The organism is Bacteroides sp. GD17 (assembly GCF_038448625.1).
In the GTDB taxonomy this organism is placed as follows: domain Bacteria; phylum Bacteroidota; class Bacteroidia; order Bacteroidales; family Bacteroidaceae; genus Bacteroides.
The window spans coordinates 133,808-149,461 of record NZ_JBCEZS010000005.1 but is presented as its reverse complement, the minus strand read 5'-3'; the positions used below and the strand labels follow the sequence as shown (position 1 = coordinate 149,461).

Annotated in this window: 10 protein-coding genes; 8 read left to right on the top strand and 2 right to left on the bottom strand. The window is 46.4% G+C overall.

The window, feature by feature from the left end:
- Positions 1 to 14: 14 nt before the first annotated feature.
- The 8 genes from AAE250_RS09655 (at position 15) to AAE250_RS09620 (ending at position 13,117) form a co-directional block, all read left to right on the top strand.
- Positions 15 to 3,194, top strand: coding sequence for an efflux RND transporter permease subunit (locus tag AAE250_RS09655; RefSeq protein WP_294597876.1), 3,180 nt, complete (start codon positions 15 to 17; stop codon positions 3,192 to 3,194).
- Between the two features lie 55 nt (positions 3,195 to 3,249).
- Complete coding sequence (locus tag AAE250_RS09650; protein ID WP_294597874.1) at positions 3,250 to 3,900, top strand: hypothetical protein; 651 nt, start codon at positions 3,250 to 3,252, stop codon at positions 3,898 to 3,900.
- 194 nt (positions 3,901 to 4,094) lie between these two features.
- A complete protein-coding gene (locus AAE250_RS09645) occupies positions 4,095 to 4,916 on the top strand; it encodes a hypothetical protein (protein WP_294597872.1) in 822 nt (273 codons plus the stop codon).
- Between the two features lie 250 nt (positions 4,917 to 5,166).
- Positions 5,167 to 5,316 carry a hypothetical protein gene (locus AAE250_RS09640; protein ID WP_294597870.1) on the top strand — a complete coding sequence of 50 codons (150 nt, stop codon included), beginning with the start codon at positions 5,167 to 5,169 and terminating at the stop codon, positions 5,314 to 5,316.
- Positions 5,317 to 5,413: 97 nt separating this feature from the next.
- Positions 5,414 to 7,255, top strand: coding sequence for a YcaO-like family protein (locus AAE250_RS09635; protein ID WP_294597868.1), 1,842 nt, complete (start codon positions 5,414 to 5,416; stop codon positions 7,253 to 7,255).
- A 31-nt stretch (positions 7,256 to 7,286) separates the two neighbouring features.
- Entirely contained in the window at positions 7,287 to 9,596 is a 2,310-nt protein-coding gene (locus tag AAE250_RS09630; protein WP_294597865.1) for an outer membrane beta-barrel family protein, read from the top strand.
- A gap of 3 nt (positions 9,597 to 9,599) precedes the next feature.
- Positions 9,600 to 11,804 (top strand): peptidase domain-containing ABC transporter, encoded by a 2,205-nt coding sequence (locus AAE250_RS09625; RefSeq protein ID WP_294597862.1) that lies wholly within the window; start codon positions 9,600 to 9,602, stop codon positions 11,802 to 11,804.
- Positions 11,804 to 13,117: an HlyD family secretion protein gene (locus AAE250_RS09620; RefSeq protein ID WP_294597858.1), complete on the top strand. Its 1,314-nt coding sequence runs from the start codon at positions 11,804 to 11,806 to the stop codon at positions 13,115 to 13,117. The genes AAE250_RS09625 and AAE250_RS09620 overlap by 1 nt, the downstream gene beginning before the upstream one ends.
- Before the next feature lie 795 nt (positions 13,118 to 13,912).
- On the opposite strand, the gene AAE250_RS09615 is transcribed toward AAE250_RS09620, so the two are convergent.
- Positions 13,913 to 14,932: an AI-2E family transporter gene (locus AAE250_RS09615; protein WP_294597855.1), complete on the bottom strand. Its 1,020-nt coding sequence runs from the start codon at positions 14,930 to 14,932 to the stop codon at positions 13,913 to 13,915.
- 78 nt (positions 14,933 to 15,010) lie between these two features.
- Positions 15,011 to 15,625, bottom strand: a complete 615-nt coding sequence (locus AAE250_RS09610) for an L-threonylcarbamoyladenylate synthase (protein WP_294597852.1) — start codon at positions 15,623 to 15,625, stop codon at positions 15,011 to 15,013.
- Between the last annotated feature and the right edge of the window lie 29 nt (positions 15,626 to 15,654).

Here is a 15,654-nt window from a genome sequence, read left to right as displayed (position 1 = left end):
TAATGAGATAATAAATGAATAAAGCTTCCTCCTTTACCGTCATCGTGACGTTCGTCTGCCTGGCTCTGGTGGGTATAGCACTGATACCGCTGCTTCCTGTCAAGCTGAACCCCTCGCGCAGCCTGCCCGGCTTCACGGTGGGCTTCAATATGCCCGGCACTTCATCGCGCGTGGTAGAGATGGAGGTGACCAGCAAACTCGAATCCATGCTGGCCCGCATCCGCGGTGTGAAGAAGCTGAACTCCACTTCGGGCAACGGCTTCGGCAGTATCACCGTAGAACTGGACAAGCATGCCGATCTGGATGCCGTGCGTTTCGAGGCTTCCACCGTCATCCGGCAGACGTGGCCGCAGCTTCCCGACGGTGTGAGCTACCCCATCATCCGGATGAAAGTGCCCGACGAGAAGGCATCCCGCCCCTTTATGTCCTTCACCCTGAATGCCCCCTCTACGCCCATCCTGATACAGCAGTACGCCGAAGAGCATATCAAGCCGCAACTGGCGCGCCTCTCCGGCATCTATAAAGTAGAACTGAGCGGAGCCACCCCGATGGAATGGAGACTGGAGTACGACAGCGAACAATTGCGTCTGCTCGGTGTAACCCTCTCCGACATCAGCCGGGCTGTGCAGCGCCACTATCAGAAAGAGTTTCTGGGTACACACAACGTCGACGTGCCCGATGGTAGTGCGCAGTGGATACGCCTTGCTTTGGTGCCCGAGGGCAACACCGGTCGCTTCGATCCCGCTGAAATAACCGTAACCACCGCTAATGGCAAGCTTCTCCACCTCGATGAGCTGGTGACAGCCACACGCATGGAGGAAGAACCGCAAAGCTACTACCGCATCAACGGCCTGAACTCCATCTACCTCTCCATCACTGCCGAGGAGTCGGCCAATCAGCTTCAACTGAGTCATGCCGTTATGGATGAGATGAAGGACATCACCGCTGTGCTCCCTGCCGGTTACGAGATTCACACCAGCTACGATGCCACCGAATATATCCGCCAGGAACTCGACAAAATCTATTTCCGCACCGGTCTGACGGTGCTCATCCTGCTTGTGTTCGTCTGGCTCATCACTCGTCGCCTGAAATATCTGTTCCTTATTGTCACCAGCTTGGCGGTGAACATTGCCGTGGCACTAATCTTCTATTACCTTTTCGGACTGGAGATGCAGCTCTACTCTTTGGCCGGCATCACCGTTTCGCTGAATCTGGTGATAGACAGTACCATCGTGATGACGGACCACATCATGCACCGTCGCAACCTGAAAGCCTTTATGTCCGTGCTGGCGGCAACGCTCACCACGATGGGCGCACTGGTTATCATCTTCTTCCTTGACGAGAAGATACGGCTCAACTTGCAGGATTTTGCTGCGGTGGTCATCATTAATCTGGCAGTATCTCTGCTTGTGGCCCTCTTCTTTGTGCCGTCCATGATCGAGAAGATAGGGCTGCGGAAAGTGTCATTCAAGGCGAAACGCAGCATCCCTTTCCCTGCGTTCACCCGGTTCTTCAGGCGCCTCCCCGTCCGCTTCACCTGCTTCTACTCCGTCCTTATCCGCTTCCTCTGCCGCTGGCGTTGGGCGGTGTGCCTGCTGTTGCTGTTCGGCTTCGGCCTCCCCGTCTTCCTCTTGCCCGAGAAACTGGAAGGTGAAGGCAAATGGGAGAAGATTTACAATCAAAGCCTCGGTTCCCCCACCTATAAAGAGTCTGTGAAACCCATCGTCGACAAGGCCCTGGGCGGCAGCCTGCGCCTCTTCATACAGAAAGTGTACGAAGGCAGCTACTTCACCCGCAACGAAGAAGTTGTTCTCTATGCCACTGCCAACCTTCCCAACGGCAGCACCCTCGAACAGATGAACACGCTGATGAAACGCATGGAGACCTACCTGAGCCAGTTCAAGGAAATCAAGCAGTTCCATACCTCCATCTACAGTCCGCGCCGCGCCGGTATCAACGTCTATTTCAAGAAGCAATACCAAAGCAGCGGTTTCCCTTATACGCTGAAGGCTAATATGATTAGCAAAGCCCTCGAACTCGGCGGTGGCAGCTGGGGCATCTACGGCCTCCAAGACCAAGGTTTCAGCAATGACGTTCGCGAGAATGCCGGTTCCTACCGCATCAAGATGTACGGCTACAACTACGACGAGCTATACGCCTGGGCCGAGAAGCTGAAAGCTCAGCTGCTGACCCATCGCCGTATCAAGGAAGTACTCATCAACTCCGAGTTCTCCTGGTGGAAAGACGACTATCAGGAGTTCTACTTCAATCTGAACAAGGAGCGTATGGCGCAGGAAAACATCGACGCCCGCGTTCTCTTTGCCGCTGTGCAGCCCATCTTCGGCAAGAACATGGAAATCGGTTCGGTGGTGACGGAGGAAGGTACGGAGAAAATCAAACTTTCCTCTCGCCAGTCCCGCGATTATGACATCTGGGCCATGCAGTTCTTCCCCTACGGAGTAGGCAGTGACAAGCATTACAAACTCTCCGAACTGGCCACCGTGGAGAAAGGCCAGATGCCGCAGGAGATAGCCAAGGAGAGCCAACAGTACCGCCTCTGCCTGCAATACGAGTATATCGGCTCCAACGAAATGGGCAATAAAATACAGAAGCGCGACCTCGAAGAGTTCAACAAAACCCTCCCGATGGGCTATACTGCCGAGTCGGACAGCAATTACTGGGCATGGGGCGAGAAGGACAACCAGCAATATCTACTTCTGCTGGTGGTCATCGCCATCATTTTCTTCACAACAAGCATCCTGTTCAATTCTTTGAAGCAGCCGCTCGCCATTATCTTTGTCATTCCCGTATCTTATATTGGTGTATTCCTTACGTTCTATTGGTTCCGGCTGAACTTCGATCAGGGCGGCTTTGCCTCTTTCGTCCTGTTGTGTGGTATCACGGTGAATGCCAGCATCTATATTCTGAACGAGTACAACAGCATCCGTCACCGTTTCCCTCGGCTTTCCGCCCTCCGAGCTTATACTAAAGCATGGAATGCCAAAATTATTCCTATTTTCCTGACGGTTGTTTCCACCATCTTAGGCTTTATTCCCTTCATGGTAGGTACGGACAAAGAAGCATTCTGGTTTCCGTTGGCAGCAGGTACTATCGGTGGATTGGTGATGTCCGTCATCGGAATCTTCTTCTTTTTACCTGTTTTTGTATTGAGAAAGTCCGATTTGCGGACATAAAAGCGAAGGATGAATCTTTATTTTTGTATTTTTGCTATCCAAATAATTTCAATATATGGAATGTGCAGAATACTCTTTGGATGAGTTATTGTGTCAGTCTCTTTTATTGTTCCGACAGTATCGGCTCTATGACGATCCGGATTGTTTTGTAAACGCTTCCCGGATGTTGGAAGAGGCACGGAGACTGATAGATAATACCCAAAGTGGCGTTGATATGGCAAAATGGGGATGTGTGGTAGAATGCCTTGCCCAGAAATTCTATATCAGCAGTGATACGGATACTATGTTAGGAGAATTTGATGTTGCCCTGGCTGCGTATTGGAAGAGGATTGAAAAATCTCCTTTAGAACCTTTTACCGTCTATTTATGGTTGGGATATTATTGTTTGTTGCGTTTCAGGAACGGGCATTCTCATTCCCATTCACGTAGCAAACAGATGATGTCCAACATTTTATCTTTTCTGATAGATACATTCCGCAAGTTTAAAGAGGACACTATTCCCGCAGAAATCTTACCTTTCTTTTCTGCTGATATCTGGGGAGAGACAGTCTGCTGGATGGAGCAAGTTCACGATACCCGCATTTGTGAGAAACAGTCGGCGGTATTATTGGGCCAACTTTATAATATGAAAAAGATGGAGGTACAGCAGGAGCAAGGTACCCAAGACACTCTGCTTCAGCATATATTGGAGTTCTATTGTTTCTGACATATTACTAAATCCGGGTTTTGTCAAAGCAAGTCTTGAAAGAAGAGCTTGTGCAAATTCGTCTTAGTCCCGTATACTATTGAAACAGATATTTGTATCTTTGGAGTCTTAAATAGAAAGACATTGGCTTCGTTTACTATAAACGACTTTCCCCATTTGTTTACTAAATCTGAAATAGATATGGATTACGGAAAATGAAGAGATTGCTATTTGCCTGTTCTTTACTTATTTGCGGATTACTATACTCTAACTCTTTAACCACATTTACAGCAGATTATTGCCAGGACAAGATATCTGCTATGCAACACGAGGTTGAACGTCTGCAAAAAGAAAAAGAATTGCTTGAGTGTAAAAACCACGAAGAATTGTATCTGGGTGCTTTCATCTTCTGTATGCTCATCACTTGCGGGTTGGTTTCCTATTCTCATATAAAAAAGCAATATAGGCGGATTTACAGAAGGCGGCTTAAATCGCATGCCGCCACAAGTCTCAAGATCATAAAAGAAAACGAACAAATTATAGAGCAATACGCTCAAAAGATCCGTGATTTGACGGATGATGAAGAATCGGCCAAAGAACAGATCGCCCAACTCCGACAAAAAATCCAGATACTGGTCAATGAAAATAAAAGAATCCGGGAGGATTCCTGTGCAGGCGGCATTTACGTTCTGGAACAACTAAAGAAGAACCTACTGATCGTGGAAAACATGACTCAAAAAGAAAAATCCCTGGTCTTTGCATATATGGATTTGTTGTTCGGTAACTTTGTAAGTCGGCTAAAAGAAGAATATGGTTTGAACGAAAATAACCTGATGCTGTCGGTACTTGTCAAACTCGGCTTTTCTTCTGCCGAACTGATGTCTGTATTCCAATGTAAAATGAACTCGGTCCTGAAGAAAAAGCAAAGACTGAAAAGTGAATTGTGTTTAGGCCGGGATGTTGATTTGGGGGCATTTCTGACTTTTTATCCCTTCCCATATACTACTTTACCAGTGGACAAACAAGATTCTGAATAGCAATTTTCTTATCGATTCGTCCACCTGAAAAGAAAATCTCTCAACTTATGTTGTTGAAAATTAGCATTTTGTTGCTGATTTGTGTCGTCCACTTGTTTTTTTGCGGAAAAAATTGTTGTGTGCTAACTTTGCCGACAAATAAGAGAGATATAAGAATCCGGATTTACATAAGGTAAGAATAGACAAAGAAATTAGCAGAATGGATATCCTTTGCTATTGTTTTTTAGTATTAATTTAATATTTAAAGATTATGAAAACAGAATCAATGATCAATGAACTGGAAGGTAAATTGACAGCTGAAGAAATGGCTGACGTGAATGGTGGTCGTAGTGTATTTGCTCCTGTTCCGGACAACGGACATGACTTGACGTATATAGATGATGGTGGTGTACCCCTCTAAGTCTATATCAAACTTAAGTGGACATATTTAATATGTCCACTTTTGTCTTTTCTTGTAATCTATCCGTAGTCTATGCTAACTAAATATTTCAATTTAGATGAAACAATATAAAGTTTTGCCACCCGAACAAACCATTAATAACATAAGAAATATATTGAATGATATCGGTATCTTATTATGCGAGAAACACGTGCTTCAGGAGGGCTTGTATTCTTGCCGGGTAAAGATTGGAAATAATGGTTTGTTGCCTCTGAACATAGGCACTAATGGGAAAGGGCGCTCTTTTGAGTACTCTTTGGCCAGTGGCTATGCCGAGTTTATAGAACGTTTGCAAAACCGTTTATTGTTAGATCCTAAGAAAGTGACAGCCAGCAAAGTATTCAGTAGTTATGCCTTTTGGAATGAGTATGATATTGCAGATGAAAATGACCTCAACAGTTATAGTTTCTCTTATGATGTAAAGGAGAAAGAAGTAACCCCGGATTATTTTGTAGGGGATATAGGAGAAGATTTAAAAAGATTTTGTGATTGTTCTGCTGACACTGACATAAGGAGCATTTTGTCCAAGGTGTCGGACAAACAAACACTGACTGCCATTCCGTTTTATTCTGTTGCAGATAAAAAAGAAGTCTTCCTGCCGATAGAATTCTTGCTATTGATGACGGGCTCCAATGGTATGGCTTCAGGAAATTCACCTAAAGAGGCTATGTTGCAGGCCATTTGTGAGATTCTTGAAAGATATGTTATCAATGAAATTTATTGGAAGCAGTTAACGCCGCCCACTATTCCCCTTGATTACTTTAAAGGCAGTGCTGTATACAACCGGATTCTTGCTTTAAAGAGTAAAGCCGGTTATGATTTTATCGTGAAAGACTGTTCTTTAGGCAGTGGCATTCCTGCTATAGGGCTGATTATTATTGATAAAACCAGGCAAATGTATAATTTTATAATAGGGGTGGATTGTATTCCCGCCATTGCATTGGAAAGATGCTTGACGGAGATACATCAGGGAACGACTTACTTTCATGGTTTGCCCTATCAATTCATAGATACTGCTTCTGCTGACGAAAAAGAAAAAGAGAAGATCGCGAACAATTTGGCAGACATATTTGTTTATGGCAAGGGTTACTGGCCTGCATCTATTTTTAAGGATACTTTTTCTTACGAATTTCAAGGTTTCAATCAGGACTTGGGAATGTCCAATGCGGCAGACTTGCGCTATTGCATGGATTTAGTGAAGAAGATGGGGTATAATATATATATCCGGGACAATTCTATTTTGGGATTTCCTACCTATTACGTGGTTGTTCCCGGTATGAGCCAGATACATAAGGCAGAGCCGGTTCCTTTCGGCAAGTATACGGATTCGATGAAGAATTTGGGAAATGTCAACAGGCTGGGGCGTATTGATGATGAGATTGCGAGCTCTCTGCTTCGTGCGATAGACGAGAATTATGCTTTAATGAAAGAAAAGAAGTTCGACTTTCAGAAAGCCTTCGTATATAATGTAAATAAGGATTTGAAAGAATTGTCTATAGAACTGCTGGCTTCGTTATTAGCCTATTATTTGGGAGATGGCGCCAAATGTTTGAAGTATTTCGAACTGCATATAGCAGAGAACAATGTTACATCTAAATATTTCCTGGCTTGCAGAGATTATCTGAAGCTTAAACTGTCCGGAGAAAATGCATTACAGATGCTGTCCACGCTGTACGGTCAGGACCTGGCAAGAGAAGTTATTGATGATTTTCGTGATCCGAAAAAGGTATTCCAGTATTACAGGTTACCGAATTGCCCGAATTGCACTTCTTGTAAGTTGCAGGGAGAGTGTCGTGTGAAGCAGATCCGGAAACTGAACTCAAATATATGCAAAATAGAAATGAATCATCCGCTGCAGCAAAGCCAGGTTATGCATTATATTGAGAACCCGAATGAGTAAAATTGCGTTTTTATTTTGAAAATAAATACTTATGAAATTCATTATATGTGCCTTTTTATTCCTTTCAGCTCTGACGGTGCAAGCGCAGCACATTAAGGGCTTGGTAGTCGATAAGACCGGTTCGCCGGTAGTTGCAGCTGCTGTTATCTTGCAGAAAGCAGATTCTACTTTTGTGGGGGCTACGGTTACGAATGAAAAGGGGGAATTTGGATTTAATGAAGGCACAGTCCCGTGCAGTACCATCATTCAGCATGTTGCTTATAAAACTCGGCGCGTCAATAGCTCGAAGGCCTTGTTGGGGAAGATTGTGCTGGAAGAGAAGTCGGAATCCCTGAACGAAGTTATCGTCACAGCCAGAACTCCTGTATTGAAGGTTAAGGGAAATGGAGCATTGCAGTACGATGTAAAAGGGCTGATCAAGAATAGCCCGGTGAGCAATGTGCTGGATATCTTGGAGGAGATACCGGGTATACAAAAGATAGGAGAGAATTACGAAATTGTAGGTACGACAGGAACTACCATTATACTGAACGGACGTGTGAGCAATATGACTCCCGAGCAGCTGAAAGAAATGCTTTCGACAACCTCGCCCTCGCAGGTCAAGTCCGTGGAAGTGTTTTATAATACCCCTCCCCAGTATGGTGTGAACGGTGCCTCCATCAATATCGTCCTCGACAAGGCACGAACAGACAATCTTCAGTTTAAAGGAGGACTTCGCACTGCGCTCTACCAAGGTTTTTACTATTACCAGACCGGTGGCGTGGACCTTACTTTATCCAATAAACGCTGGTCCTGGGATCTGGGTTATGCCTTGGGGAATACGGACAAGCACTATGAACTTTCACTGAATTCCGACCATACGGTGGGCGATCGGATGCACGACGTCTCGGTGGAGACGAAACAGCGCTCCAAAGCATTTGCACACCGCGTGACTTCGAATTTCAATATTGATTTTAAGGACAAGTCTTCTTTAAATCTTTTCTATTCCCTGCAGCTTAATGATCATAAACCCAAGATCGGTACCGATATGGTGATTGATGACGGTATGCCGGTAGAAAGCTGCAACAAATACTCCAATGACAAGCACCTGCATTCTATAATCGCCGAATATCAACGCGGTTCATGGAGTATAGGCGCGGATGCCATATTCTTTAAGTTCACCTCGGAGCAGAATCTGCTGAGTACGGACGCGGGGCAGAACACGAAGCTTGCTTCGGAATCGACGCAGGACATCAGGAAGTTCGATCTGTATGTCCATAACTCCACCAAATTGGGAAAAGGTACCCTGTCCTATGGAATGGACGGATTCTATTCAATGACGGACAATGACCATTTTACGGTTTGGGATGGAACGTCGGAAGATGATGACAGTTTCTCTACCAGGCAGAAGGAGAAATCCCTGGACGCTTTTGTGAGTTGGAGTCAGAAGTTAGGCCAGAAGAGTACGTTGAGCGCTTCGCTGATGCTTCAGTATTTTAATGCCGAGATCGAAAAGCAGGGAGATAAGCAGACGTTGTGGGAAGACTGGTTTCTATATCCCAGTCTGACTTACAGGTATAATCTGAAGCCGAACCGCATCCTGCAAGTTACCTTCTCCAGCAAGAAGAACTATCCGTCTTATTGGGACTTGAACCCCAGTAAGAATTATGTCAATCCCTATTATCTGGAAGAAGGGAATCCCCAGTTGAAACCTTATGAAACCTATCAGCTGAATGTGAATTATATCCTGAATAACCGGTATATTATCGGAGCGTTTGGCGAAGTGAATCCGGATTATTCGACCCGGTTGTTCTATCAGTATCCCGATAAACTCCAGGCAAGTTACAAATTTACCAATTTCGATTACAACAACCGGTTCGGCATTGTGGGAGTGGTGCCGGTGAGTTGGAATAAGTCTGTCAGTTCCAGGCTTTCTGCAAACTTCTTTATCCGGAAGATGAAAGGCTCGTTCGAAGAGATTGCTTTCGACCGTGATAAGCTGTCGGGCACCATTGTGCTGACAAACAACTTTATACTGAATAAGCCTCAGACCCTTTCGTTCCAACTGTCCGGTTCGTACCAGTTGCCGGACATCAGGGGAATGGTAGATGTGGAAGACTTGTTCTATGCTTCGGCAAGCCTGATGTGGCAGCCCGCGAAGGGACACTGGAACTTTATCCTGAAAGGCGAGGACTTGTTCAATACTTACCGGATGAAAGAACATTCGGATTATACTTCACTTCGGTATTCATTGAATAGTAGGAAAGATAACCGTTTTCTGTCCTTGTCCGTCCGTTATTTGTTCGGTGGATATAAAGAGAAGAGAATGAAACAGGTAGACACACATAGAATGGGGTTTTAAGTTATGAAGAGTTTTCCGTTTTATGCTCAGCTGGATGCAATGGATTGCGGTCCTACGTGTCTGCGCATGATTGCTAAATACTATGGAAAGTCGTATTCGCTGCAGACGCTCCGAAGGCGTTCTTTCATTTCCCGGGAGGGCGTTTCCATGTTGGGCATAAGCGATGCGGCCGAGTCTATAGGGATGCGCACTGCGGGTGTATCTGCCTCTGTAGAGCAATTGGTGAATGAGATACCTTTGCCCTGTATCCTGCATTGGAATCAGAACCATTTTGTGGTTTGCTACGGCGTCAAAAAGAAAAAGGGAAAATATCGCTTCCAGATTGCCGATCCGGGCGGACAGCTGGTCACCTATAATGAGCAGGAACTTAGCAAATGCTGGATATCGACCCAACAGAGAGGCGTGGAGAAAGGGCTGGCTTTGGCTTTGGAACCGGGACCGGATTTCTATGCAGAAGAGGACGAAGATGAAGGCAAAGTACGGAAACTGGCTTTCTTCTATAAATACCTCACTCCTTACAAAAAGCAGTTACGGCAACTGATTCTGGGCATGCTGACGGTCAGCCTGCTACAGCTTATTCTTCCTTTCCTGACCCAGGCACTGGTAGATATCGGTATTCGCGACGGCAATCTGAACTTCATCACGTTGGTACTGGTTGCCCAGATTGTCATATCCGTGTCCCAGCTTTCCGTGGAGTTTATCCGCAGTTGGATTATGCTTCATGTCAATACGCGCATTTCCATCTCTCTGATATCCGATTTCCTTGCCAAACTGATGAAACTTCCGCTTCATTTCTTCGACACGAAGATGGTGGGCGACATCATGCAGCGTATCGGCGACCATGACCGTATCAAGACTTTCCTGACCGGTTCTTCCATTACGACGTTGTTCTCCTTTGTCAATTTCTTCATCTTTGCCATTGTGCTGGCTTATTATAATCTGGCGGTATTGGGCATCTTTCTTTTGGGCAACAGCTTATATATAGCCTGGATTCTTTTCTTTATGAAGTATCGTCGCGAACTGGACGTCCGTCGTTTTGCACAGGCTTCCGGGGAACAAAGTAGCCTGATACAGATGGTGACTGCCATGCAGGAGATAAAGCTGAACAACTGCGAGACGCAAAAACGCTGGCAGTGGGAACGCATCCAGGTGAAGCTGTTTAAGATTAGCGTGAAAGGACTTGCTTTGGGGCAAGTGCAGCAAGTGGGTTCCATCTTCTTTAATCAGACAACGAATATTATCATTTCATTTATTGCAGCCAAAGCAGTTGTGGAAGGTCACATGACACTGGGTATGATGATGTCCCTCACCTATATCATAGGTCAGCTCAGTGCACCGGTATCTTCTTTTATCGGTTTTGCACAGCAGTGCCAGGATGCTAAAATCAGTTTGGAACGTCTGAACGAGGTGCATGGGAAGCCGGATGAAGAGCAGGACATCACTTCCAAACTCTCCGTTTTGCCCGAGAAGCGTGATTTGAATATATCGGAAGTATCTTTCAGTTACGACGGTGCCGACCGGAATTATGTGCTGGATAATGTTTCTCTGCATATCCCCGAACATAAAGTGACTGCCATTGTAGGAACAAGCGGTAGCGGAAAGACGACTCTGGTAAAATTGTTGCTCGGCTTTTATTCACCCAATAAGGGAACGGTGAAGGTCAATGAAACGCCCTTGGAGAATATTAATCCGCATCTGTGGCGTGCCAAGACGGGAGCCGTGATGCAGGACGGCTTTATCTTTTCCGAAACCATTGCGCAGAATATTGCCGTGGGAGAGGAGCAGATTGATATAGAACGGTTGCGCCATGCTGTGACGGTAGCCAATATCCGCGATTTCATAGACTCGCTTCCGCTGGGGTATAATACCAAAATCGGCATGGAAGGAAACGGCATCAGCCAGGGGCAGAAACAGCGTCTGCTGATAGCGCGTGCGGTATACAAGAATCCGGAGTATCTCTTTTTTGATGAGGCAACCAATGCGTTGGATGCCAATAATGAGAAAGAAATCATGGAGCATCTGCATGAGTTCTATAAAGGAAAAACGGTTGTGGTGGTAGCGCATCGCCTTAGTACGGTGAGGGATGCGGATAAAATAGTAGTGCTGGACAAAGGACGCATTGCGGAAGAGGGCACGCACAAGGAACTGACGGAGCGGAAAGGACTGTATTATCAGTTAGTGAAAAACCAGTTGGAATTGGGTAGCTGATGGAAGAAGAAGAGAAGAAATATAAGGATATAGAACTGCGCAGCGAAGAAGTGCAGGAGGTGATGAACCATATTTCACCGTGGGTGGTGAGGTGCGGCATTACCGTTGTGTTCGTTATTTTGGTAATTATTCTGATAGGTTGCTGGATTTTCAAGTACCCTGATACTTTGACGGCAGAGGTGACGCTTGCCACGGAAGAACCTCCTGCCTTTGTGTTGGCCCATGCCACGGGGAAGCTGGATACGCTTTATGTGTCAAACGGCAGCCCGGTTGAGACGGATGCCGATTTGGGTGTTATCAGTAATGCGGCTTCTTCTGAAGATGTGCGCTGGCTGTCGGAACAGATGAAGGCGTGGAATAAAGCAGATTATGACTGGCAGAAAGGCATGGAGCTTTTTGCGGGCAAACGGTTGCAGTTGGGCGAGTTGCAGTCTTCTTATGCGGCTTTTATCACTTCCCTTACGGGGTATGCCCGTTTTATGGAGCTGGATTATTATACAAAGAAATTGAGTGCCGAGGAGAAGCAGTTGGGCGGGCAACGGTCGTATCTCCACCTGGCCGAACGGGAATATACACTGATCGAGAAGGATGTGAAACTGGCTCAGAGTATGTACGACCGCGATTCTATCCTGTATGTTCGTAATGCCATGATTGCTTCCGAGTATGAAGAGTCGGGAAGCAAATATCTGCAAAGCCTCCGTTCACGGGAGACTGCCCGCATGAGTCTGCTTCAGGCCGAAATGCAGTTGGTACAGCATGAAGAGAACTTGCTGGACATCCGTAAGCAAGCTTATGATGAGGAGCAAAACCACCGGACTGATTTGAAGAATGCCGTTGAGCAACTGTCTGCGCAACTGAGTGCTTGGGAGCATTCTTATCTGTTGAAAAGCCCTGTCAGTGGTAGAGTTACTTTTATGACCGTATGGAGTCGTAACCAGAATGTAAAGTCGGGCGAAACGGTCTTTATGGTTCAGCCTTCGGACAGTTCGATGGTTTTGGGTAAGGCGTTGCTTCCCTTGCAGGGCTCCGGTAAAGTGCATGCCGGCCAGCGGGTGCATATCCGACTAAATAATTATCCCGATCAGGAGTTCGGCTACGTGAAAGGGGAGGTGAAGAGCGTTTCGCCTGCTCCGACCGAAGAAGGCATGTATGTGGTGGAAATCACCTTGCCGGATGGCCTGAAAACCAATTATAAAAAACAGCTTCCCGTCTCCCGGGAGCTGAAGGGCACAGCTGACATTATTCTTGCTGACAGGAATGTGCTGGAACGGTTGCTGGCTCCGCTGAGGAAGGTGCTGGAATACGAAGAGTAAAAGGTTACTCCTTCGGGTGTAGTGGCGAGGACAGATGGATGACGGGATTTTAAAGCAAGGCAGCATACTTGCGTATTTTATTTAAACGCTCCATAAGTGTCCGGTCGTTGAGCGCCTTGTAGGAGATACCCATTTACTCCGCCAGTTAAGTCCACAATATTTGCGGATTTATTTAGAAGGTTTTTCATTTCTGCTGCGACGGAGCGATTGAAGCAGGATAAGCTGGAAAGTTACTAAGAAAAAAGGGATACATAAAGCAGTATATTTGCCTATTGCTTTATCTGTTTTGCCCCTCTGCCTTATTCGTTTCTTCGTCCCTCGCCTTGAGGCTGTTCGGGGGACAGCTGTGGGCTGTACAGCCCTCGTACGAGAACCGTTCGGCCCGCAGCCGAGGGACGAAGAAATAGATAATGGTGAAGGAGATTGTGTATAAGGCAAAAGGACAAAACAAACGAAGCAAATGCGCATTCCTCTACCTCATTTGAGCTTATAATCGCAAAGGAAACGCTGAAAAGCCCTCTTTTTTCGTGTTAATAGAAGTTATTTGCTTACGTTCGTGGAACGCTTGTGAAAATAGAAGTAAATGGTTGTATATGAGTATAATATAATTTATATTTGTTAAAATTATCTCCCGAAAAGCGTGCTGGTAAGCATTTACCGTCACGCTACCTACACGCTTACCAACACGGTTTAAATATCTATTTATCAATTCCTTATAAGTGTTAGTGACGGAGTGCTGGTAGCAGTATTAAAAAACTAAAGTTGAAACTTGCGCGAACTTCAGCTTTTAAGCTCTTATTGTTGCCTCTTCCCCACATCCAAATACCCCCTCTTGAACATATCCACAAACAGGAAGAACAGGGAGAGCAGCAGCGGGCCGAAGATGACACCCATAAAACCGAAGAGCGGCAGGCCGATAACTACTCCGAAGACGGTGATGAGCGGATGAATATCCGCCATCTTCTTCTGAATGATGAAACGTATCAGGTTGTCGAGCTGGGAGATGACGACACCGCCGTAGACGGCAAGGCCGATGGCCTGGACCCAGTTACCGACCAATGCCATATAGACAGCTATCGGGAACCATACCAATGCAGTGCCCACCATCGGGATGATACTGGCGAAGCAAGTCAGGAAGCCTGTAAATAGGATATTGGGTGCGCCGAATATCCAGTAGCCTATCATGGCTACACCCCCCTGTATGATTGCCAGCAGAGGGATGCCGACGGCGTTGGAACGAATAATCATGTCGATTTCGTTCACCACATTCCGGGTATTGACGTCATTGAAAGGAAGAATATCATTGATATATTGCTCCATCTTCTTCCCGCCTATCAACATGAAGTAGAGCACGAATATGAGCACAAACACATTGACGGCAAAACTACTGATGCCTGCCATGATAGCTTGCCCTATGCGCGGCAGAGTCGAAATGACGTATGCGACGGTGTCTTTTCCCAATATGTAATATCCGGTTTTGGCCTTGATGATGTTGGCTGCTTCTTCGAAGGGGGCGATGATGGCCTGCGGGTCGAGGTTGATGTTTTGCAGATTGACCACCGCCAGCCAGACTACCAGCCCCAGTGGAACGAGAAAGCATAGAATGGCTTCCGCCGTAATGAGTGTGGCGGCAACACTGCGTCTCATTCTCCGTTTGTCGGACAAGTGTATCATCTGCTTTCTTACCAGGGTATAGATGGTAATTGCCCCCAACAGTCCGCCGAGGAAGGGGGTGATTTGCCGGAAGAGGATGATACCCAATCCGATGATGATGGCGATTAATGAATATTTCCAGTATTGTTCTTTTGTGCTCATAAAATACGTATTCTTTTATATAGAAAAGAACACGAAAAAGACTGGAAAAGTTTGAAGCAAGCAGGTAGAAAGTGAGATTTATCCTTCGTCCAGCCAACCCAGTCCCTGACGTACGATCTCGGCTTCTCCGCCGGTGCAGTCCACGACGGTAGAACCTTCCGTGCCGCCGATGCCGCCGTCGATTACCAGGTCGACGATGTCGCCGAACTTCTCGTCAATCAGTTCGGGGTCGGTGCTGTACTCAATGTCCTCATGCTCCTCGTGAGGCAGGGTGGTGGTCATGATGGGGGCGTCGAGTAGACGGGCTATCTCTTGGATGATGGAGTTGTCCGGCATGCGGATGCCGACTTCCTTGCGGTTACGGAATATCTTGGGGAGCCGGGTGGTGCCGTTCAAGATGAAGGTGAAGGCTCCGGGCAGGTTGCGCTTCATCAGTTTGAAGGTGGTGTTGTCCACTTTGGCATATTCGCTGACCTTGCTCAGGTCGTAGCAGATAATGGAAAGGTTGTTCTTCTTGGGGTCGATGTCCTTGAGGCGGCAGATGCGTTCGATGGCGCGCTCCTTGAGGCCATGACAGCCGATGGCATACATGGTGTCGGTGGGGTAGATGATGATCCCTCCGTCATTCAGTATGTCGATTACCTGTTGCAGGTCGGCAGGGTTGTTATTTTTTTCATAAAGTTTCAGTAGCATAGGCTGAAATGTTTAGACGGAACAAAAGT

Bases quoted from the DNA above. Each gene is read 5' to 3' on its own strand.
- AAE250_RS09655 (WP_294597876.1), top strand. From the start codon at position 15: ATGAATAAAGCTTCCTCCTTTACCGTCATCGTGACGTTCGTCTGCCTG.
- AAE250_RS09650 (WP_294597874.1), top strand. From the start codon at position 3,250: ATGGAATGTGCAGAATACTCTTTGGATGAGTTATTGTGTCAGTCTCTT.
- AAE250_RS09645 (WP_294597872.1), top strand. From the start codon at position 4,095: ATGAAGAGATTGCTATTTGCCTGTTCTTTACTTATTTGCGGATTACTA.
- AAE250_RS09640 (WP_294597870.1), top strand. From the start codon at position 5,167: ATGAAAACAGAATCAATGATCAATGAACTGGAAGGTAAATTGACAGCT.
- AAE250_RS09635 (WP_294597868.1), top strand. From the start codon at position 5,414: ATGAAACAATATAAAGTTTTGCCACCCGAACAAACCATTAATAACATA.
- AAE250_RS09630 (WP_294597865.1), top strand. From the start codon at position 7,287: ATGAAATTCATTATATGTGCCTTTTTATTCCTTTCAGCTCTGACGGTG.
- AAE250_RS09625 (WP_294597862.1), top strand. From the start codon at position 9,600: ATGAAGAGTTTTCCGTTTTATGCTCAGCTGGATGCAATGGATTGCGGT.
- AAE250_RS09620 (WP_294597858.1), top strand. From the start codon at position 11,804: ATGGAAGAAGAAGAGAAGAAATATAAGGATATAGAACTGCGCAGCGAA.
- AAE250_RS09615 (WP_294597855.1), bottom strand. From the start codon at position 14,932: ATGAGCACAAAAGAACAATACTGGAAATATTCATTAATCGCCATCATC.
- AAE250_RS09610 (WP_294597852.1), bottom strand. From the start codon at position 15,625: ATGCTACTGAAACTTTATGAAAAAAATAACAACCCTGCCGACCTGCAA.